Below are 18,824 nucleotides of genomic sequence, written 5' to 3'. Positions count from 1 at the left end.
TCAACGGTGGCGGTGGGTCAGTGGGCGGCGGGACGGTGGGCGGCGGCGCGTAGCTCCAGGTCGGCGGCGAATTCGGCGCTCAGATCCTCTTCGACCGTCGAGAAACCGTTCGATCCGACAGTCGGGGGGCCGTCCGGGTTCGAGGTGCCCAGCGGCGTACGGTGCCCGGCCTCCTCCAGTTCCGTCACGGCCTCGGCGAGCTCGGCGACCGGGTCGAGTTCCACGATCCCGTCGGTGCCGTGATCGTGGGTGCCGGGCTTGTTCGGGGCGGGCTGGAAGACGAAGGTGCGGTACGACCAGAAGCGGAAGATGGTCGCGAGTCCCACTCCGACGGTCTTCGCCACGTTGAGGGCGAGCAGCCCGTGGATGTTCAGGCCGTACTTGGCGGCGGCGAGCACACCCAGTTCGATGGCGAGCCCGGTCGCGTTGAACAGGAAGAACAGGACGTATTCGCGCCGCATGGCCGACTTGGGCCGGTCCCGGTAGGTCCAGTACCGGTTCATCAGGTACGAGCTGATCGTCCCGACGATGGTCGCGATGACCGTTGCCTTGAGCTGCCCGTTTTGGAAAATCGTCAGCGCGAGCGCGTTGAACACCGCGTAGTTGATGACGGTGTTCACGCCACCGATGAGGCCGAACGTCACGGCCTCGCGTGCGAACTTCTGCCAACGGTCGGGGAGCTGCTGGACAAGACGCATTTGGTCACCTTAGGGCAGGGCAACGCCGAGGGGCACCGGCGGTAGGGAGGTGGGCCGCAGGTCACGCCGTCTAGTCACTCTTCGTGATCACAGGCGGTGCGTCCTGTGCGGCTGGGCCGACAAAGACGAATCGCCGATATGACCAGAATCGGAACAGAGTACCCAAAGCGGCGCCAATCAGATTCGCGGAGATGTTGTCGGCGAGCCACGACTTGAACACCCCCGGCCAGACGCTACCCAGGCCGTAGTGGCTGATCCAGAGACAGGCCAGGGCGATGGCCAGGCCGACGGTGTTGAAGAAGAAATAGAGCAGGTACTCGCGGGCCATACCGGTCCGCTCACGGTGCCGCCAGGTCCAGAACCGGTTGCCGACGAACGCGATCGTCGCCGCGACGACGGTGGAGACCGTCTTCGCGCTCAGCGTCTCCATCTCCCAGACCTGCCGGGCGACGTTGAACACCGCGAAGTCGACGCCGAAGGCGACCCCACCGACCAGTCCGAACTTGCCCAACTCGCGGATCAGGTGGCGGAACCGGTTGAGAATGGTGCGGAAAAGGCCCTGCCGGGTGCCCGAGGGAGAGGGCTGGTCGCCGGTAACGGTCGCAGACACACGTCGAGCCTACCGGGTGCGGCATCCAGGCACGCGCCGCTACCGCGAGTCGGCCGCGGCGCGCCGCGTCGCGCGTCGTACCGCTCGGGGCTGCTGTCCGGCAGTGCGTCCACTGTCACCTTACGACGACGGAGGGTGCGTTCCCATCCCCTTGGCGGGTCCCGGTTCCGCGCCGCGGCCGGGAGTCGGTCGGGACGGCGCCATTCGTCCGTACGCCGATGTGGCGCCTTCCGCAAAACGTCGCGGTACGACGCGTCCCGGCACACCCTCACCGCCCCTCCCGTGGTGCGTACGCAAAGACTTGCGTGAAACTGCGCGCGGAAGCGGGAAATTGCTCGCCTTACCGCAAAACCCCCGTATCTTGTGCAGTTCTTCACAACTGGTCTCGCTGCCCCCAACCGCCGTTCGGTTTACGCTGGTGGAAATCCCAGGCTTTCACACCGGCGGCGCATCTCCAGCCTGCCGGCCGTTGCTCCACCCCTCATATCGGTCAGCGTCGACCACAAGGAGAACTGTCATGTCTGCTCCGGCAACCATCCGGGGGCTCGATCAAGCTCCGACCTCCCACTCGAAGCTGCTCGCCTGGGTCAAAGAAGTCGCCGAGCTAACCCAGCCCGAACGTGTGGTGTGGGTGGACGGCTCCGAGGCGGAGTGGCAACGGCTCACCGACGAACTGGTGCAGGCGGGCACGCTTGTCCGGCTGAATCCGGAAAGCAAACCCAACTCTTTCTGGGCTCGTACGGATCCCTCCGATGTGGCCCGGGTGGAAGACCGCACCTACATCTGTTCGGTCGACGAGGCTGACGCCGGGCCCACCAACAACTGGATGGCGCCGGACGAGATGAAGCGGACGATGAAGGAGCTCTACCGCGGTTCGATGCGCGGTCGCACGATGTACGTCATCCCGTTCTGCATGGGCCCGTTGGAGGCGGAAGAACCCATGTACGGCGTGGAAATCACCGACAGTGCGTACGTCGTCGCGTCCATGCGCATCATGACGCGGATGGGTGCGACGGTGCTGGAGGCGATGGGAAACAAGGCATCCTTCGTGCCGGCACTGCACTCGCTCGGCGCCCCGCTCGCCCCCGGCGAGCAGGATTCGTTCTGGCCGTGCAGCGAGACCAAGTACATCTCCCACTTCCCGGAGACCCGGGAGATCTGGTCGTACGGGTCCGGTTACGGCGGTAACTCGCTGCTCGGCAAGAAGTGCTACTCGTTGCGGATCGCCAGCGTGATGGCCCGGGACGAGGGCTGGCTCGCCGAGCACATGCTGATCATGAAGGTCACCTCGCCCGAGGGGAAGGTGCACTACATCGCGGGCGCGTTCCCGTCGGCCTGTGGCAAGACGAACCTGGCCATGCTGGAGCCGACCATCCCGGGCTGGAAGGTCGAGACCGTCGGCGACGACATCGCCTGGATGCGTTTCGGAGAGGACGGCCGGCTCTACGCGGTGAACCCGGAGTTCGGCCTCTTCGGAGTGGCGCCGGGCACCGACTGGAAGACCAACCCGAACGCCATGCGGACGCTGGACCGGGGCAACTCGATCTTCACCAACGTCGGACTCACCGACGACGGTGACGTCTGGTGGGAGGGAATGGGTGACCCGCCGGCCCACCTCACCGACTGGAAGGACAACGACTGGACGCCGGAGGGCGACGCGCTGAGTTCGCACCCGAACTCCCGGTTCTGCACCCCGCTGGCCCAGTGCCCCACCCTCGCGGAGGAGTTCAACGACCCGAACGGGGTGCCGATCGACGCCATCCTCTTCGGCGGCCGTCGTAAGGACACCATTCCGTTGATCACCGAGGCCCGCGACTGGGTGCACGGCGTCTACATGGGAGCCACGCTCTCGTCGGAGACCACCGCTGCCGCGGCCGGCCAGGTCGGTGTGGTGCGTCGGGACCCGATGGCGATGCTGCCGTTCATCGGCTACCACGCCGGTGACTACTTCGGACACTGGATCGAGATGGGCAAGGGCGTCGACGGCGACGAGGCCAAGCTGCCCAGGATCTACTACGTCAACTGGTTCCGTAAGGACAAGGACGGCAACTTCCTCTGGCCGGGCTTCGGCGAGAACTCCAGGGTGATCAAGTGGATCGTCGAACGGCTGGAGGGGAGCGCGGCGGCGGTCGAGACGCCGATCGGAATGGTGCCCACGGTCGACGCGCTCGACGTGGAGGGGCTCGACCTCACCCCGGAGGACATCCGGGTCGCGCTCAAGGTCGACGTCGACGAGTGGCGCGACGAACTGCCGATGATCAACGAGTGGTTCGAGAAGTTCGGTGACAAGCTGCCGGGCGTGCTCTGGGCCGAACTCGACGCGCTGCGGGCCCGGCTGGACGCCGAGCAGCCCCGCTGACCGACCCGCAACCACCGCTGCGTCCCTGGGGCGGCGCCGACCGCCGCGCCAGGGTGGGCGGGCCAGGAGGACACGCCGCCCTCCACGCTCCACGCTGTCCGTCCCGCCGCGGAGCGGGCATCATCAGCAGCATGACGACGGCCGCCGGGAACCACTGCCCGGCGGCCGTCCGCCTCTGCGCGTCGTACTCCGGCGGGGTCGCGGCACACCGCGCCAGCCGCCCCTCCCGCCGCCCCGGCGCCGACGAGCGGATGGGATGAGGATGGACTGCTACGACGTGGCCGTGGTCGGCGCCGGGCCAGCCGGCTCGGCCGCCGCGCTCGCCGCCCGGCGGGCCGGTGCGAGCGTGCTGCTGCTGGACCGGGCCGAGTTTCCCCGGGACAAGGCGTGCGGAGACGGCATCGCCGCGCACACCCTCGACGTTCTCGCGGAGCTTGGCGTGCCGGACGTGGCGGCGGGGTTCGCGGCGGTGCCGGCGCTCCGGCTGGTCGCGCCGAGTGGGGCACAGGTCGCCCGGTCCCTGCCCCGGCCCGCGTACACGGTGCCTAGGCGGATCTTCGACGCGCGACTGGTGGAGGCGGCGGTGGCGGCCGGCGCGCGGTTACGGCGGCAGACCGTACGCCGAATCGACGCCCGCGAGGACCGGGTCGTGCTCGACGGCGCCGTGGCGGCGCGGGTGGTGGTGGGCGCCGACGGCGCCGGGTCGACCGTCCGCCGCGCGCTCGGCCACCCGAACAACCCCGACGGACACCTCGCGATCGCCATCCGGGGCTACGCACGGGCCGGCGCCGGTCCGGTCGAACAACGGATCGTCACCTCTGGCACCGGATGGCCGGCCTACGCCTGGTCGTTCCCGATCGGCGACGGGCGGGCCAACGTCGGGTACGGCGAGGTGCTGCGCGGTGCGCCGGTCAGCCGCAGCCGCCTCCTCGACGGCCTGTACACCCTCCTGCCCGACCTGGCGGTCGACACGGTCGCCGAGCTGCGCGCCCACCACCTGCCGCTCTCCACCCGCCGCCCGCCCCCCGGTCAGGGTCGGATCCTGCTCGCCGGTGACGCGCTCTCCCTGATCAACCCGTTCACCGGTGAGGGCATCTTCTACGCCGTGCTCTCCGGCGCCCTGGCCGGCGCCGCGGCGGCCCGCTCCCCGCACCACGCCGCGCAGCGGTACGCCGACACCCTGCGCCGCCGGCTCGGCCGTCATCTACGCCACAGTTCGGCGGTGGCTCGACTGGCCCGGCACCGCCGGATCGTCGACGCCGCCGTCCGCGCCGCCGGACAGGACCAGCGGGTCTTCGGGGTGATGGTCGAGTTGGGGCTCGGTGACGGGCTGCTGGACCTGCGCACGTTACGCCGGATCGGACGTGGACTCGCCGTCCACGGATAGGCGCCCCCGGCTCGCCCTGCGACTTAGGTCGCTAGTCTGCAGGGGATGACTCTGCGGGACCTGGTGTACTCAGCGTACGAACGGCGGTTGGCGGCGAAGCTCGCCGGTAAGCCCGTGCCACGCCATGTCGGCGTGATGTGCGACGGCAACCGGAGATGGGCCCGCGAGATGGGCTATGTCGACCCGAACGACGGTCACCGCGTCGGTGCAGCCAAGATCAAACACGTTCTTGAATGGTGCGACCAGGCCAACATCGGACACGTCACCCTCTATCTCCTGGCCACCGACAATCTGCGCCGGCCCGCGAGTGAACTCGACCCACTGCTCCAGATCATCGAGGACCTGGTGATCGAACTCGCCGAGGAGGGCAACCCCTGGCGACTGCGGATGGTCGGCGCACTCGATCTGTTACCGGCACAGACCGCCACCGCGCTCAAGGCGGCCGAGGAACGTACCCAGGAACGCGCCGGGGGCGCCCAGGTCAACATCGCGGTCGGGTACGGCGGCCGACGTGAGATCGCCGATGCCGTACGGTCGCTCCTCTACGAGCACGCTGCCGCTGGCGGCACCATCGAGGAACTCGCCGAGGTGCTCGACGTCGAACACATCTCCGAGCACCTCTACACCCGTGGTCAACCCGACCCCGACCTGGTCATCCGCACCAGCGGCGAGCAGCGCCTCTCCGGTTTCCTGCTCTGGCAGTCGGCCCACTCCGAGTTCTACTTCTGCGACGCCAACTGGCCCGACTTCCGCCACGTCGACTTCCTCCGCGCACTCCGCTCGTACGCCAGCCGCCAACGCCGCTACGGGGTCTAGACCGTCCCGGCCGCCAGGGGTTCGCCCCGCTCGGCGGGGGGTCGACTGCCCGAATCATCCCGGCGTTGCAGGAAACTGCACTCCCTAGTGCTCCTGGGCCGTCTCGGGTTGACTGGACTCCAGGACGCCACATCGGCCTGGTTCGTCCGTCGAACCGGTCAAATGGCCTTTTCGGGAGGGCATGAAGTGATTTCTCGACGTGCGGTGCTGCGCGGTTCCGCGAGTACAGCGGCGGCGATCGCGACCGGGATCGTGGCGGCGGGGGCGGGCGCCGCCTCGGCCAACGCCGCCTCGGCAACCCCGCGTACGGTGCCGACCACACTCGCCGCGAACCGGGGTCGGTTGGCCAGTCGTACGGTCGTGACGGCGCCGAAGCTGCCACTGACCCATCTGTCGGTGGCGTACACCGGCGAGTCGGCCGCGGTCCGACTGCGTACCGCCGCCGGCTGGGGGCAGTGGCGGGAACTGGGCGGGTGTGTCGGTGGGCGGGACGGTTCCCCGACCACCGGTTACCGTTCCAGCGTGGTGGTGGCGGCTGGCGCCATCGGCTACGAGGTGCAGGCGAAGGATGGTTCGACCGTCTCCACGGTGGAACTGAACACCGTGGACGGCCCGCTCCGGACGGTCGCCGCCCCGGTGCGCAACGCCCTTCCGCTCGCCTCGGGGGAGATGCTGCCGTTCTATCTCTCCCGGGGAACCTGGGATGCCGACGAGTCACTGCGTTTCGCCGCCGACGGCAGCGAGGTGTGGCCCGGTCAGTTCATCCCCGTACAGACTCTCACCGTGCACCACAGCGGGGTGACCGAGCACAATGGTGACCCCGACCCGGCTGCCACCGTACGCGCTGTCTACTACGACCAGTCCGTCCTGCAGGGGTGGGGGGACATCGGTTACCACCTCTTGATCGATGAGCAGGGACGGGTCTACGAGGGCCGGTACTCCGGGTCCGACGCCATCCCGGTGTACGGGTCGGCACTCGGCGCCGATCGTCGACCGCTCATGGTCAACGCGGCGCACGTCGGCGGTTTCAACGCGGGCAACGTCGGTGTCTGCCTGCTGGGCCGGTTCTCCGCCGGGCAGCCCACCGCGGCGGCGCACCGGTCGCTGGTGCTCGTCCTGGCGGCGTTGAGCGCTCTGGGGCGGCTGAACCCGACCGCCCGAACCACCTATGTCAATCCGCTGAGCGGGGTCAGCGGTGAGGTGAACGTGATCTCGGGTCACCGGGACTGGGCCAGCATCGGCGCGGACCCCACCGAGTGCCCCGGTGACGCGTTCTACCCCTACCTCGGCCGAGTGCGCAGGGAGGTTGCCGCGCTCTACCGCTGAGCGGACGAGCGCGGCCCGACTCGCCGAGCGCCGTGCAGCGGGTCAGCCGAATCGGTGCACGGCCTCGGTGAGGAAGTCGCCGAGGGCCTCGGGGGAGTCGATGGTGAGGTCGGCGGCGGTGGAGACCTCGGCGCCGGTCTCGGGGTTGGCGACGGCGACGCAGACGCCGAAGAACTCGGGGTGGGTCTCTTCCCGCGCGCGTAGGGCGGCGAAGGCCTTGATGTCGGAGACGTCGTCGCCGAAGTACCAGGCGCAGCCGGCGCCCTGGACGGCTTCGCCGATCACCATGCCCTTGTCCCGGTCGACGGGTGGCTTGATCTCGATGACCATCCGTCCGATCTGTACCCGGAGGCCGCGGCGTTCGGCCTGTTCCCGGCCCCAGGTTTCGACGGCCTGGGCAAGCTGGGGAGCGGTGCGGTAGTGCAGGGCGACGGAGAGGCGCTTGTACTCGACCAGGGCGCCGGCCGGCAGTTCGTCGCGGGCCTGCTGGGCGAGTTCGGCCATGGTCGGCACCCAGGGCAGCGCGGCCTCTTCGGTGACGGTCTCGCCGGAGCCGTGGCTGTGTTCCAGCCCGTAGAGCCCGTAGAGGTCGACGTCGGTCAGCCCGGCGAAGTGGTCGCGGAGGAACTCGACCGGTCGGGCCGACACGATGGCGACCCGCTGGACCACGCTGGCCAGCGCGTCGAGGGCCGCGAGCACCTTCGGCGCCGGCTGTACGGCGGTCGGGTCGTCGTGGACCGGTGCCAGTGTGCCGTCGAAGTCGAAGAACAACACACACTGCCCGGCCCGGTCAGTGGTGGCCTGCCAGGCTTGTTCCGCTGTCAGTGGACGGGTCGGGCGCTGATTACCCGTGTTGATCGGCCGCACGGGCGTCAGCGTACCCCGGTCGTTACCGTTCTAGATGGCGTCTGTCTGAACCTTCAGTCGTCGCCCCCGAGCATGGCTCGGCGGCTGTGTATCCGGGGCCCGATCGGCACGACCGACGGGTCGGGGTGGCTGAGCAGGTAACCCTCGACGAATCCGGTGTTGCGGTCGCCGGTGTGGCTGTCGAGTTCGTTCAGGCGGGCGATGAGGAATTCGGTGAGCGCGGTGACGCGCTCGTTGAGACGCTCGTGCAACTCCGCGACCACGGCAAGTACGGTCGCGACGCCGGTGGCGGTGAGGGCGATCATGTTCACCACGACCGGAAGCTCTGCACCATTGACCGTGCCGAGCACGACATTGGCGGTCACGCACAGTGTCACTGACACGGCCGCGACCATGACTGCCATCCATTTCAGGGTCATGGCTAGACCCCTCCTTCTGTCCCGCAGGGCTGGGTTCGGCTTTGTCCCGTCCCCCCGCCGACGACGAGCCCAAGCAGTACGAAAAGGCACGTTAGCGCGCGTATTCAGGTGCTGGTGCGGTACGCATGAGAAGCACGGCGATTCTTGCGCCATTTGAGGAACTAGCCTGCTCGTTTGCCCCCTTTTCGGACATCTACTGGCAATGTGGGCCGGTAGGCCAGATATCTGATTGTCTCCCTGATGTGAAATTTCTCCGCCTCGGAGACGTTGGGATCCACCAGTCGTCGGAGCAGCGCCTCGACGTCCGGATCCATCGGCGGAGTGGGTGGCGCGGGCCGTGTCGAGGTGGCGCGGTCCCAGCCGAGCACCCCGAAGGCGGTGGTCGGATTGAGGCCGAGCCCCTCACAGAACGCGACGACCCGCTCCGCCTCGGGGTCGCTGGCCCACTCGCCGCGTACCCACCGGTTGATGGTCTGGCGGGAGACGCCGGTCCGCCGGGAAACCTCCGTGCCGGTCCAGGCGCGGTTGGCGCGGGCGTCGTCGAGGGCCTTGCGTACGAAGGCGGCGAAGGCGATCTTGCGCCCGTGGGCACTGTCCGGCACGCGGTGACGGTACGGCCAGTCAGTCGATTCTGCCGGGGGCGGTGCCTCTGTGTGCCGTGCACGTGACAACTGGGCGGGTATTCCGGTAAACGACTTACTGCTCGTGTTGAGGGGTATCACGTGGTCAGACTAGTGGTACGCAGGTCTGGGGGTAATCAGACGAAAAGATGATACTGTCACGTACGTGGGACGATCTAACGTGTGTCACGTGCTTGAGACCATCTGTGCTCACGTGGGTCACTTCCTCGTGACAGGAGGGATTCGGTGACCGAACTTGCGACCCGTGCCCAGGCGTTCGGTCTGATCGCCGACGGGGTGGCGGCCGGACTCAGCGCCCCATGGCGCCTCTATCTGGCGCGCGGGTGCCGCTATCTCTCGCTCAATGTCGGTGACCGGGCCGAATGGAACTCGTGGCGTACGCATCTCGGGTGTCCCGAGTTGAGTGTGCGGGTGTACGACGCCGGCGGGGAGATCCGCCGGGCCTCCGTCGCCGAGGTCGTGCTCGACGGCTGCCGGATCAGCGTCGAGCTGGTCGAAGAGGTGAGCACCGACGATCTGGATCGGCTGCTCATCACGGATCCCACCCCGACCGAGTCGGAGGACTCATGAACGGGCCAGGCACACAGGTCGGAGCGGTCCGATGAGTCCCTTCTTCGCGGTCTTCCTCGTACTCCTGCTGGGCTCGTCCAGCTATGCCGCCGGCCGGCTGCACGGACAGCTCAGCTACCGGATCGGTTACCGGTTCGGTTACCGACAGGGCTACTTCGACGGTGACCGGGGGGCCTGGAACCGTCGTCGGCGTGAAGCCCAGGCCGCCATCGCCTCGGTGCTGGCGGGCCCGCCGACCGGCCCCTCCACCACCGGCCCCGACCCGTCCGTGACGGACCAGGGCACGACCTACACGGGTGCTTCTTTCGCGGGGACCGCGACCAACGGCGGACGGCATTCCACCGACGCGTACGCCGGCCGGAACGTTTAGCCGGTGACGCGGTGGGGTGAGCGGTCTCCCGCGATCACGGTGCGTCGTCCGCGGCGGACACGCACCGTCGGGATCACGTCAGACCGGTGACGGTGATCCCACCGGCCGGGGTGCGCGCAGGGGGCATGCATCCCGGCCGGTCTCCGTGCCGCCGGGCCGGGGGTCGGTCCAGACCTCCGGCCCGGCGGGCCGGATGCGCTCGGTGATCACGGACCCACCGACCCACCCGGAGCGTCGTAGCCAGGTGTAACGGGCGCCCGGGCAAGGCCGACCCCGGGTGGCGAGATGCATGCGGTATGCCCTAGCCGCGTGGGCATCCGGGAGCTAGCGTCTAGACATGGCGAGGGGTCATCCCACGCCAGCCGGACGGCCTGGAGCTTTCGCGCACTGATCCATGGGGCCCGCATCCGACCCCGTGGTTCCGGGCACCGGACGAGGCGGAACGCGGGCGGACCGGGTGCACGCCCGCCGGAGCAGCCTGTGACGACTCGCCGTACCAACTCCAGGGCCGACCAGGACCCAGGCGCGACTTCCGCGACCGGGCGTGCCAGAGGTGGACGGAGGGCCAGTGCGGCCCCGTCCGCCGGTCCGGAGCCCGCACCAGCCGGCCGTGCCTACGTGCTGGACACGTCGGTATTGCTCTCCGACCCAGCCGCTTTCCACCGGTTCGCCGAGCACGAAGTGGTGCTCCCGCTGGTGGTGATCTCCGAACTCGAAGGCAAGCGACACCATCCGGAGCTCGGCTGGTTCGCCCGCCAGGCCCTGCGCATGCTCGACGAACTGCGGATCAAGCATGGTCGGCTGGACCAGCCGGTGCTCACCAACGATCTCGGCGGCACGCTGCGGGTCGAGCTGAACCACGCCGACCACTCGGTGCTCCCGCCCGGGTTCCGCAACGAGTCCAACGACACCCGGATCCTCTCCGTCGCCCTCAACCTGGCCGCCGAGGGGCGCGAGGTCATCCTCGTCAGCAAGGACATGCCGCTGCGGGTCAAGGCCGCCTCCGTCGGCCTCACCGCGGACGAGTACCGGCACGGCCAGGCCAGCGACCCGACCTGGACCGGCATGGCCGAGTTGGAGTTGGGCGAGGAACAGATCAAGCAGCTGTACGGGGGCGAGCCGCTGGATCTCGACGAGGCGGCCGGTATGCCGTGCCACACCGGATTGGTGCTGCACTCGCCCCGGGGCTCGGCGCTCGGCCGGGTCGGGCCGGACAAGTCCGTACGGCTGGTTCGTGGCGATCGGGAGGCATTCGGGCTGCGGGGCCGCTCGGCGGAGCAGCGGATCGCCCTGGATCTCCTGTTGGACGAGTCGATCGGGATCGTCTCGTTGGGGGGTCGGGCCGGCACCGGAAAGTCCGCTCTGGCGCTCTGTGCGGGGCTGGAGGCGGTGATGGAGCGTCGTCGGCACAAGAAGGTGATCGTGTTCCGACCGCTCTACGCGGTCGGCGGCCAGGAGTTGGGTTACCTGCCCGGGTCCGAGTCGGAGAAGATGTCGCCGTGGGCGCAGGCGGTCTTCGACACCCTCGGCGCGGTGGTGCACGAGAACGTCATGGACGAGGTGCTGGCGCGCGGAATGCTGGAGGTGCTGCCGCTCACCCACATCCGTGGCCGGAGCCTGCACGACGCCTTCGTCATCGTGGACGAGGCGCAGTCGTTGGAGCGCGGGGTGCTGCTCACGGTGTTGTCCCGGGTGGGGCAGGGATCGCGGGTGGTGCTCACCCACGACGTCGCCCAGCGTGACAACCTCCGGGTCGGCCGGCATGACGGCGTCACGGCGGTGATCGAGGCTCTCAAGGGTCACCCGCTCTTCGCGCACGTGACCCTGACCCGTTCGGAGCGGTCGCCGATCGCGGAAGTAGTCACCGATCTTCTGGAGGACATCCCGCTGTAGTAGCGACTAACTGGGATATTCGACCCGGTTTGTGTCGATATTTTGAGTGGCACAAGTCACAATCGTCGTCGTTGGTTTCCCAGCCGACTCACTGTGCGCGATGGTGTGCTTCGAGCAACTCCTGCCCCACGGACATCGTCGAAGATCGGTTTCCAAGGGCAAATGGTACGGACGATCACGAGTCGTCCGTAGCGGCGGTCCAGTCGGACCGGGTGCTCGCGGCGCGGAAAGCCCGGCCCCCGCACGGGGCCGGTTCGCGCCGGTCCTTGTCCCCGACGAAGGGAACACTTCGTGAGTCGGCTGTGGAGCCGCTACGGCGTCCGGACGCTCGCGGTCTCAATGCTGCTGGTGGGTGTCGCCGGTGGCTATTTCCTGGGTGAAGACCGGGAAACCCAACAGAGCGGAATCAACGCCCAGATCGTCGCCGACGCCGAGCGTGCCGAGTTCCAATTGCTGCGTGAGCGCAACGCCGCGCACAAGCAGGCGATGGCGGCACAGGTCGCCGCCGAGCAGGAAGCCACCCGTAAGGCCGCCGAGACCGCCAAGGCTGCCGCTGAGCGGGCCCGCAAGGCCGACGCGGCGGCGGATCGGAAGAAGCGCGAGCAGCGGGCGGCCAACGCGCCGGCCAAGCCGTACGACGGTCCGATCCCGGCATCCTGCAACGAGTACAGCGGCAACCGCGCGGTCGGTTGTGCGCTCATGCTCGAAGCCGGCTTCCCGATTGCCGAGATGCCCTGCCTGGAGAAGCTCTGGACCAAGGAGAGCGGCTGGAACCCCAAGGCGAGCAATCCCTCTGGTGCGTACGGCATCCCGCAGGCCAAGCCCGGCAGCAAGATGAGCGCGTACGGCGCGGACTGGCAGAACAGTGCCGCCACCCAGATCAAGTGGGGCCTGAGCTACATCAAGGGGCGGTACAAGTCGCCCTGTGGGGCGTGGACCTACTTCCAGAACAACGGCTACTACTGAGGCTCGACCGGCAACGGAACCGAGGGGGGCGGACGAGGGTCCGTACCCCCTCGGTCTTTTTGTCCGGCGCGCGGGCCGGCGTGGCGGCGACCGGTGTGACGAGTCGGGTGGCGGTTACCCGCGATAGCTGATAGCTACTTGAAGGGTGACATTCGATTCCCGTAGCGGTGGCGACCCGTACCGGTTCGGTAGTGACGCCTTCTACTCCGCCCTCGGCCGCGCGTTCGTGGCCATGTGCGCGGTCGTGCCGGTGCTCTTCGCCATCGAGGGGTTCGACTACTGGCTGGACGCGGGGCTGGACGGCACGGCCGGGATCATCCCGCACCGGATCGACGGACTGGACGGGATCTTCTTCGCGCCCTTCCTCCACCACGGCTTCAACCACCTCTACAGCAACAGCGTGCCGTTGATCCTGCTCGGCACGTTCGTGCTGGCGGCCGGGGCCCGTCGCTTCCTCTACTCCACCCTGGTGATCATGTTCGTGAGCGGGCTGGGGGTCTGGTTCACCGGCTCGGCGAACTCGGTCGTGGTGGGAGCCAGCGGGATCATCTTCGGCTACCTGGGCCTGCTGCTCATGCGCGGCATCGTCGAGCGGAGTTGGTGGAACTTCGCGGTGGTGCTGCTGGTCGGTCTGCTCTACGGGGGGCAGTTGTTCGGAGTGCTCCCCACCGACGAGCCGATCTCCTGGCAGGGGCACCTGTTCGGGCTGATCGGAGGGCTGGTGGCGGCGATCCTGTTCCGGCGCCGGCCGCAACGCGACGCGTACTCCTCCGCCTCGACCCTCACCCTGCCCTGACGGCCCGGTCCCCGACACAGCCCGGTCCCGACACAGCCCGGCGGCGTCGACCGGCAAATCCGGCATGGGACGTGTCTTGCCTCTCCATCGTCCGTCCGCCTACGGTCGGAATCAGCAGATGTTGATCCGTGGGCGGAAGGCGACGGTGGGCACATGCGTGAGGTCGATGTCGCCATAATCGGAGCCGGCCCGACCGGTCTCTTCGCCGCCTACTACGCCGGGTTTCGGGGCCTCTCGGTGGCCGTCGTCGATGCGCTTCCCGAGCCCGGTGGCCAGGTCACCGCGATGTATCCGGAGAAGGTCATCTACGACGTGGCCGGGTTCCCGTCGATCAAGGGCCGGGACCTGGTGGCGAACCTGGTGGTCCAGGCCGCCACGTTCAACCCCGAATATCTGCTCGGCGTCCGGGCCGAGAAGCTCTCGTACCAGTCCGGGAAGCCGGTGTTGACCCTCAGCGGGGGTACCGAACTGGCCTGCGGCTCGGTGCTGATCACGGGCGGCCTCGGCAGTTTCACCCCCCGCCCGCTCCCGGCGGCGGACAGTTTCGTCGGCAACGGCATCGTCTTCTTCGTACCGCACCTGGCCGACCTGGCCGGTCAGGATGTGCTGATCATCGGCGGCGGGGACTCGGCCTTCGACTGGGCGCAGGCGCTGGCACCACTGGCGGCCTCGATCACTCTGGTGCACCGACGGGAGAAGTTCCGGGCCCACGCAGCGACCGTGGAGCGGGTCCGCAAGCTGCCCGTACGCATCGTCGTCAACGCCGAGGTGACCAAGATCCACGGTGATGGTGTGGTCACCGGCGCGGAGATCGTGGTCAAGGGTGGGAGTGCCGAGACGGTTCCGGTCGACACCGTCGTCGCCGCACTCGGCTTCACCGCCGACCTCGGACCGCTCGCCGAATGGGGACTGGACCTCGACAGGCGGCACATCCTGGTCGACAGCACGATGGCCACCAACCTGCCCCGGGTCTTCGCCGCCGGTGACATCACCGAGTACAAGGGCAAGGTCCGCCTCATCGCGACCGGCTTCGGCGAGGCGGCGACCGCCGTGAACAACGCTGCGGTGGTCATCGACCCCGCCGCCCACCTCTTCCCCGGACACTCCTCCGACGCCGGCTGACATCGCCGCCCGCCCCGCCCCGTCCCGCCGCCGTGCTCCGCCGCCTGGTTAGGAAGGGGCCCTTCCTCTACCGAAAACGATAAGAAGGGGCCCTTCCTTACCTCTTCTGGCGGGCGGCGACAAGGACGGCGGCCAGGGTGAGGACCGCGCCGAGCAGGGTGAACGGTCCCGGCCCGCTGGCGTCGCCGGGAGCGGCCACGTCGATCACCACGGCGCCGACCACCTGGCCGGCGATCGTCGCCAGACCGAGCAGGAGTACGCCGGTGAAGCGGACCAGAGCGGCGGCGATCGCGATGAACAGGATGCCGATCGGGCCGCCGAGATAGAGCCAGGGCTCGGTGGGGAGGCTGCCGGTCGGCCAACCGCGTACCGACGCGCTCACGGCGAACGCGACGAGCAGCGCCACCGTACCGACCGCGAAGTTGACCAGGGTGGCGGTCACCACGCTGCCGGAGGCTGCCCGTACCCGTCCGTTGACCGCCTGTTGCCAGGCCAGGCCCAGGCCAGCCAGGAGCGGCAGCAGGGCCAGGGCGAGTCCGGCCGGGTCGTTCGGACGGTCGCCGACGGCGAGGAAGACCGCCGGTACGGTGAGCGCCGCGCCGGCGAGCCGGGTGGCGGTGACGCGTTGCCGGCCGCCCGGACCGATACCGGCCCGGTCGACCACCAGGCTGCTCGCCGACTGGCCGGCGACCACGGCGACAGTGAAGATCGCCACGCCGAGCCGGCCGACGGTCAGTCCCTGGTTGGCCACCATGAACGCGCCGCAGGCGCCGCCAAGACACTGCCAGGGGCGCAGCGATCCGTCTCGCAGGGCGGAGCGGAACACCCCGAGGTGGCGCCGTCCGGTGGGGCTGCCGAAGGCGAGCGCGACGAGCGCGACCAGCCCGACGCTGAACGAGATCACCGCCGCGGCGATGCCGTCGTGCAGCCGTACGCCGAGTTCGCCGTTGATCCGGGACTGCACCGCGACCGCGCTGCCGGAGACGACGGCGAGGCCGACGGCTCCGGCTCGGCGTGCGGTCGGGGTGATCTTCGCGGTGGTACGCGTGTCGATCAGGCTCATTCCTGCTCGGCCAGGGGACGACCGTCGTAGTCGACGGCCGAGTAGAGGTTGAGCTTCTCCAGCCGGTGGTAGGAGTCGATCACGCGGATCGTGCCGCTCTTGGACCGCATGACGATCGACTGTGTGTACGCGCCGCCGGAGCGGTAGTTCACCCCGCGCAGCAGGTCGCCCGAGGTGACACCGGTGGCGACGAAGAAGCAGTTGTCCCCGGTGACCAGGTCGTCGGTGTGCAGCACCCGGTCGAGGTCGTGTCCGGCGGCCAGCGCCTTCGCCCGTTCGTCGGCGTCCTGGGGCCAGAGCTTCGCCTGCATCGCGCCGCCCATGCACTTCAGCGCGCAGGCGGCGATGATGCCCTCGGGGGTGCCGCCGATGCCCATCAGCACGTCGACCCCGGACTCGCCCCGGGCCGCCGCGATCGCACCGGCGATGTCGCCGTCGGAGATGAACCGGATGCCGGCGCCGGTCCGGCGAATGTCCTTGATCAGCCCTTCGTGGCGGGGTCGGTCGAGGACGCAGACGGTGACATCGGAGATGTCGGTGTCCTTCACCTCGGCGATCCGGCGCAGGTTGTCGGCCACCCCGGCGTTGATGTCGATCGCGTCCGCGTACGCCGGGCCGACCGCGATCTTCTCCATGTAGAAGACCGCGCTGGGGTCGAACATCGCGCCGCGTTCGGCGACCGCGAGTACGGCGAGCGCGTTCGGCATGCCCTTGCTCATCAGGGTGGTGCCGTCCACCGGGTCGACCGCCACGTCGACCTCGGGGCCGGTCCCGTCGCCGACGACCTCGCCGTTGAAGAGCATGGGCGCGTTGTCCTTCTCGCCCTCGCCGATCACCACGACCCCGCGCATCGGAATCGAGTTGATCAGTTTGCGCATGGCGTCGACGGCCGCGCCGTCCCCGCCCTCCTTGTCGCCTCGGCCGACCCAGCGGCCGGCGGCCATGGCCGCGGCCTCGGTCACCCGGACCAGGTCGAGAGCGAGGTTGCGGTCAAGATCCTGGGGGATGCGGGTCCTGGTGATGGTCATGGCTGGGCTCCTCCTCGCGACGGTGCGGGGTGAACCGGCAGAAGGCCAAGCCTGCCACCGGCCATGTCATTAGATCCTGACACGCTTGCGAACGTAGATCAGGTTCGGTCACGGGTGGTCCAGGTCGCAGCAGCCGGACCTGCTGTCAAACTGGGTACGTGGACTCCGCTGCGCCTGTTGACCGCGATTCGAACAACGGCACCCGAAACGACCGTACCCAGAGTCACCCTGGGCCGGGCGCCCTCGGGGCAACTGACCTCACTCCGGGTGACCGTGACCCGGCCGATTCCGGCGCTGCCGCGACGGCGGAGGTGGTCGCCGCCGCCTCCCGCTCTGAGCGGTCGCCGAAGGACATGGCCATCTCCCTGCTGGTGCTCCTGATCCCGATTGCACTGCTGGTCGGCTTCTACCGGGTATTCCTTGGCGGTGACCAGCCGACCGAGATCGATCCGGCGCCGACCGTGGCCCAGGCTCGGTCGATCAACGCCTTTCCGGTGAGCGAGCCGGTCGGTCTGGCGGACGGTTGGCAGAGCGTGACCGCCAATCTCCAGCGCCCGGAAGGGGCCGTCACCCTGCGTCTGGGGTACCTGAGCCCGAACGGCGGCGCCGTGCAGGTGGTGCAGAGCAACCTGCCGGCCGAGCGGCTGCTGCCGGCCGAGCTGACCCCCAAGGGGCAACCGCAGGGGGCGACCGAGGTCGACGGGCGGAGCTGGCAGCGCTACACCGCGCGGGCGAGCGAGAGGGCCCTGGTGCTGATGGAGCCGGGGCGGACGGTGATCGTGGTCGGTTCGGCCCGGGAGAGCGAGCTGCGGGATCTCGCCGGGGCGCTCGGCTAGCCGTTCGTACCTCGACTGACCGGTCGCCTCACCTCAACTTATGGCAGATCTTCGCGAGTTTTATGTAATACTTAAGGGTTATCTGTCAGGGATGTCCAAGCGTTAGGCTACGGCCTTCGGTCAGCGGCGCATTGACGCCGGAGACATCCTGAAGGGGATTCCACGTGAGAATTCGGCGCTCCAGCGTCACCGTTCTCGTCAGCGCAGCTTTGCTCGTCCCCGGAATCGCCGCGTGCGAGCCAGGGGGCGCCAAGCCCGCCGCGTCGCAGGGCCCCACCGCCTCCACCGACGCGAAGGCAGCCCTGCTCGCCTCCACCCTGGAGATCGCCAAGGGCAACTTCAGCTTCGCCATCTCCAGCGACAGCACCCGCGGCGAAGGTGTGGTCCACCTGCCGAGCCAGAGCGCCCGGATGAAGATGACCTTCGGTGCCGCTGGCGGCTCGCTGGCGATGGACATGATCTACATCGGGACCGACGGCTGGGCCAAGCTCGAAGGCGACGGACTGGAAGCGGTTCCCGGACTCGGACTGCTCGCCACCGGCAAGTACCACCACATCGACAAGAGCAAGATCGAGGGCCTCGCGCTGCTGGACTTCGACTTCGAGGATGTCGACCCCGCCGGAGCCGCCGCGCTCACCCAGGCCGTCGTTGACGTACGCGAGACCGCGGACGATGTCTTCAGCGGCACCATCGACCTGACCAAGGCGACCGATGCCAGCCTGGTCGGCGGCTCGATCGTGAAGGATCTCGGCCCCACCGCGGCCAAGCTGCCGTTCGAGGCGAAGGTCGACTCCCAGGGCCGGCTCACCCAGTTGACCGTCAAGGTGCCTGCGGCCGGTGCGACCGCCGCCCAGGAGCTCCAGGTCACCTACTCCGACTACGGTGCCGCCCCGGCTCCGAAGGCGCCGCCGGCCAACCAGGTCGTCGAGGCGCCGGCCGAACTGTACGAACTGCTGAAGTAGGACGACGAACCGTTCAGGCACACGCTGATCGGTTCCGGACCGATCGACGTGACGGGGTGGCCGGCGCCGTCCCCGTCACGTCGTCGCGGACGACC

20 protein-coding genes are annotated in these 18,824 nt (G+C 68.8%); 13 read left to right on the top strand and 7 right to left on the bottom strand.

From position 1 onward, the window contains the following. Window positions 1–17 precede the first annotated feature (17 nt). Window positions 18–698: a GtrA family protein gene (locus tag ACIBF5_RS13770; protein WP_396811389.1), complete on the bottom strand. Its 681-nt coding sequence runs from the start codon at window positions 696–698 to the stop codon at window positions 18–20. Between the two features lie 70 nt (window positions 699–768). Further along, window positions 769–1,308 carry a GtrA family protein gene (locus tag ACIBF5_RS13765; protein WP_396811388.1) on the bottom strand — a complete coding sequence of 180 codons (540 nt, stop codon included), beginning with the start codon at window positions 1,306–1,308 and terminating at the stop codon, window positions 769–771. A gap of 517 nt (window positions 1,309–1,825) precedes the next feature. On the opposite strand from ACIBF5_RS13765, the gene ACIBF5_RS13760 reads away from it, so the two are divergent. The 5 genes from ACIBF5_RS13760 (at window position 1,826) to ACIBF5_RS13740 (ending at window position 7,196) form a co-directional block, all read left to right on the top strand. Further along, on the top strand, window positions 1,826–3,667 hold the full coding sequence (locus ACIBF5_RS13760) for a phosphoenolpyruvate carboxykinase (GTP) (RefSeq protein WP_396811385.1): 1,842 nt from the start codon (window positions 1,826–1,828) through the stop codon (window positions 3,665–3,667). Window positions 3,668–3,798: 131 nt separating this feature from the next. Beyond that, window positions 3,799–3,927, top strand: coding sequence for a hypothetical protein (locus ACIBF5_RS13755; protein ID WP_396811382.1), 129 nt, complete (start codon window positions 3,799–3,801; stop codon window positions 3,925–3,927). After that, window positions 3,924–5,054, top strand: a complete 1,131-nt coding sequence (locus ACIBF5_RS13750) for an NAD(P)/FAD-dependent oxidoreductase (protein WP_396811380.1) — start codon at window positions 3,924–3,926, stop codon at window positions 5,052–5,054. Before ACIBF5_RS13755 ends, ACIBF5_RS13750 begins: the two co-directional genes overlap by 4 nt. Before the next feature lie 45 nt (window positions 5,055–5,099). Next, complete coding sequence (locus tag ACIBF5_RS13745; RefSeq protein ID WP_121157146.1) at window positions 5,100–5,870, top strand: isoprenyl transferase; 771 nt, start codon at window positions 5,100–5,102, stop codon at window positions 5,868–5,870. A 186-nt stretch (window positions 5,871–6,056) separates the two neighbouring features. After that, the gene (locus ACIBF5_RS13740; protein WP_396811378.1) at window positions 6,057–7,196 is read left to right on the top strand and encodes a peptidoglycan recognition family protein; all 1,140 of its coding nucleotides are present in this window, start codon (window positions 6,057–6,059) and stop codon (window positions 7,194–7,196) included. A gap of 42 nt (window positions 7,197–7,238) precedes the next feature. Here ACIBF5_RS13740 and otsB read toward each other — a convergent pair whose 3' ends face one another. From otsB to ACIBF5_RS13725, 3 genes are all read right to left on the bottom strand, one after another. Further along, a complete protein-coding gene (gene otsB / locus ACIBF5_RS13735) occupies window positions 7,239–8,063 on the bottom strand; it encodes a trehalose-phosphatase (RefSeq protein WP_396811375.1) in 825 nt (274 codons plus the stop codon). A 53-nt stretch (window positions 8,064–8,116) separates the two neighbouring features. Then, window positions 8,117–8,482, bottom strand: coding sequence for a hypothetical protein (locus ACIBF5_RS13730; protein WP_396811374.1), 366 nt, complete (start codon window positions 8,480–8,482; stop codon window positions 8,117–8,119). Between the two features lie 161 nt (window positions 8,483–8,643). Further along, the gene (locus tag ACIBF5_RS13725; RefSeq protein WP_396811372.1) at window positions 8,644–9,084 is read right to left on the bottom strand and encodes a helix-turn-helix domain-containing protein; all 441 of its coding nucleotides are present in this window, start codon (window positions 9,082–9,084) and stop codon (window positions 8,644–8,646) included. A 264-nt stretch (window positions 9,085–9,348) separates the two neighbouring features. On the opposite strand from ACIBF5_RS13725, the gene ACIBF5_RS13720 reads away from it, so the two are divergent. The 6 genes from ACIBF5_RS13720 (at window position 9,349) to ACIBF5_RS13695 (ending at window position 14,840) form a co-directional block, all read left to right on the top strand. Beyond that, entirely contained in the window at window positions 9,349–9,693 is a 345-nt protein-coding gene (locus ACIBF5_RS13720) for a hypothetical protein (RefSeq protein WP_121157141.1), read from the top strand. A gap of 31 nt (window positions 9,694–9,724) precedes the next feature. After that, window positions 9,725–10,063 (top strand): hypothetical protein, encoded by a 339-nt coding sequence (locus ACIBF5_RS13715; RefSeq protein ID WP_396811370.1) that lies wholly within the window; start codon window positions 9,725–9,727, stop codon window positions 10,061–10,063. A gap of 480 nt (window positions 10,064–10,543) precedes the next feature. After that, window positions 10,544–11,956, top strand: a complete 1,413-nt coding sequence (locus tag ACIBF5_RS13710; protein ID WP_396811368.1) for a PhoH family protein — start codon at window positions 10,544–10,546, stop codon at window positions 11,954–11,956. A gap of 291 nt (window positions 11,957–12,247) precedes the next feature. After that, window positions 12,248–12,922 carry a lytic transglycosylase domain-containing protein gene (locus ACIBF5_RS13705; protein ID WP_396811366.1) on the top strand — a complete coding sequence of 225 codons (675 nt, stop codon included), beginning with the start codon at window positions 12,248–12,250 and terminating at the stop codon, window positions 12,920–12,922. Window positions 12,923–13,067: 145 nt separating this feature from the next. Beyond that, a complete protein-coding gene (locus ACIBF5_RS13700; RefSeq protein WP_396811363.1) occupies window positions 13,068–13,718 on the top strand; it encodes a rhomboid family intramembrane serine protease in 651 nt (216 codons plus the stop codon). A gap of 153 nt (window positions 13,719–13,871) precedes the next feature. Then, window positions 13,872–14,840: an NAD(P)/FAD-dependent oxidoreductase gene (locus ACIBF5_RS13695; protein ID WP_396811361.1), complete on the top strand. Its 969-nt coding sequence runs from the start codon at window positions 13,872–13,874 to the stop codon at window positions 14,838–14,840. A gap of 97 nt (window positions 14,841–14,937) precedes the next feature. On the opposite strand, the gene ACIBF5_RS13690 is transcribed toward ACIBF5_RS13695, so the two are convergent. Together ACIBF5_RS13690 and glpX are read right to left on the bottom strand one after the other, a co-directional pair. After that, window positions 14,938–15,903 (bottom strand): DMT family transporter, encoded by a 966-nt coding sequence (locus tag ACIBF5_RS13690; protein ID WP_396811360.1) that lies wholly within the window; start codon window positions 15,901–15,903, stop codon window positions 14,938–14,940. Then, window positions 15,900–16,931, bottom strand: a complete 1,032-nt coding sequence (gene glpX, locus ACIBF5_RS13685) for a class II fructose-bisphosphatase (protein WP_396811358.1) — start codon at window positions 16,929–16,931, stop codon at window positions 15,900–15,902. Before glpX ends, ACIBF5_RS13690 begins: the two co-directional genes overlap by 4 nt. A gap of 158 nt (window positions 16,932–17,089) precedes the next feature. Between glpX and ACIBF5_RS13680 the strand changes: the two genes are divergently transcribed. Then, entirely contained in the window at window positions 17,090–17,767 is a 678-nt protein-coding gene (locus tag ACIBF5_RS13680) for a DUF4245 domain-containing protein (protein WP_396811357.1), read from the top strand. Between the two features lie 164 nt (window positions 17,768–17,931). Then, the gene (locus ACIBF5_RS13675) at window positions 17,932–18,729 is read left to right on the top strand and encodes a hypothetical protein (RefSeq protein ID WP_396811355.1); all 798 of its coding nucleotides are present in this window, start codon (window positions 17,932–17,934) and stop codon (window positions 18,727–18,729) included. The last annotated feature ends 95 nt before the right edge of the window (window positions 18,730–18,824 follow it).

Source organism: Micromonospora sp. NPDC050417 (assembly GCF_044458865.1).
In the GTDB taxonomy this organism is placed as follows: domain Bacteria; phylum Actinomycetota; class Actinomycetes; order Mycobacteriales; family Micromonosporaceae; genus Micromonospora_G.
Note: the sequence above shows the minus strand (reverse complement) of the source record. Positions and strands in the feature narration are given on the sequence as shown.

What these genes read in the sequence shown, in the direction of transcription:
- ACIBF5_RS13770 (WP_396811389.1), bottom strand. Translation starts at nt 698, where the DNA reads ATGCGTCTTGTCCAGCAGCTCCCCGACCGTTGGCAGAAGTTCGCACGC.
- ACIBF5_RS13760 (WP_396811385.1), top strand. Translation starts at nt 1,826, where the DNA reads ATGTCTGCTCCGGCAACCATCCGGGGGCTCGATCAAGCTCCGACCTCC.
- ACIBF5_RS13755 (WP_396811382.1), top strand. Translation starts at nt 3,799, where the DNA reads ATGACGACGGCCGCCGGGAACCACTGCCCGGCGGCCGTCCGCCTCTGC.
- ACIBF5_RS13750 (WP_396811380.1), top strand. Translation starts at nt 3,924, where the DNA reads ATGAGGATGGACTGCTACGACGTGGCCGTGGTCGGCGCCGGGCCAGCC.
- ACIBF5_RS13745 (WP_121157146.1), top strand. Translation starts at nt 5,100, where the DNA reads ATGACTCTGCGGGACCTGGTGTACTCAGCGTACGAACGGCGGTTGGCG.
- ACIBF5_RS13730 (WP_396811374.1), bottom strand. Translation starts at nt 8,482, where the DNA reads ATGACCCTGAAATGGATGGCAGTCATGGTCGCGGCCGTGTCAGTGACA.
- ACIBF5_RS13715 (WP_396811370.1), top strand. Translation starts at nt 9,725, where the DNA reads ATGAGTCCCTTCTTCGCGGTCTTCCTCGTACTCCTGCTGGGCTCGTCC.
- ACIBF5_RS13695 (WP_396811361.1), top strand. Translation starts at nt 13,872, where the DNA reads ATGCGTGAGGTCGATGTCGCCATAATCGGAGCCGGCCCGACCGGTCTC.
- ACIBF5_RS13690 (WP_396811360.1), bottom strand. Translation starts at nt 15,903, where the DNA reads ATGAGCCTGATCGACACGCGTACCACCGCGAAGATCACCCCGACCGCA.
- glpX (WP_396811358.1), bottom strand. Translation starts at nt 16,931, where the DNA reads ATGACCATCACCAGGACCCGCATCCCCCAGGATCTTGACCGCAACCTC.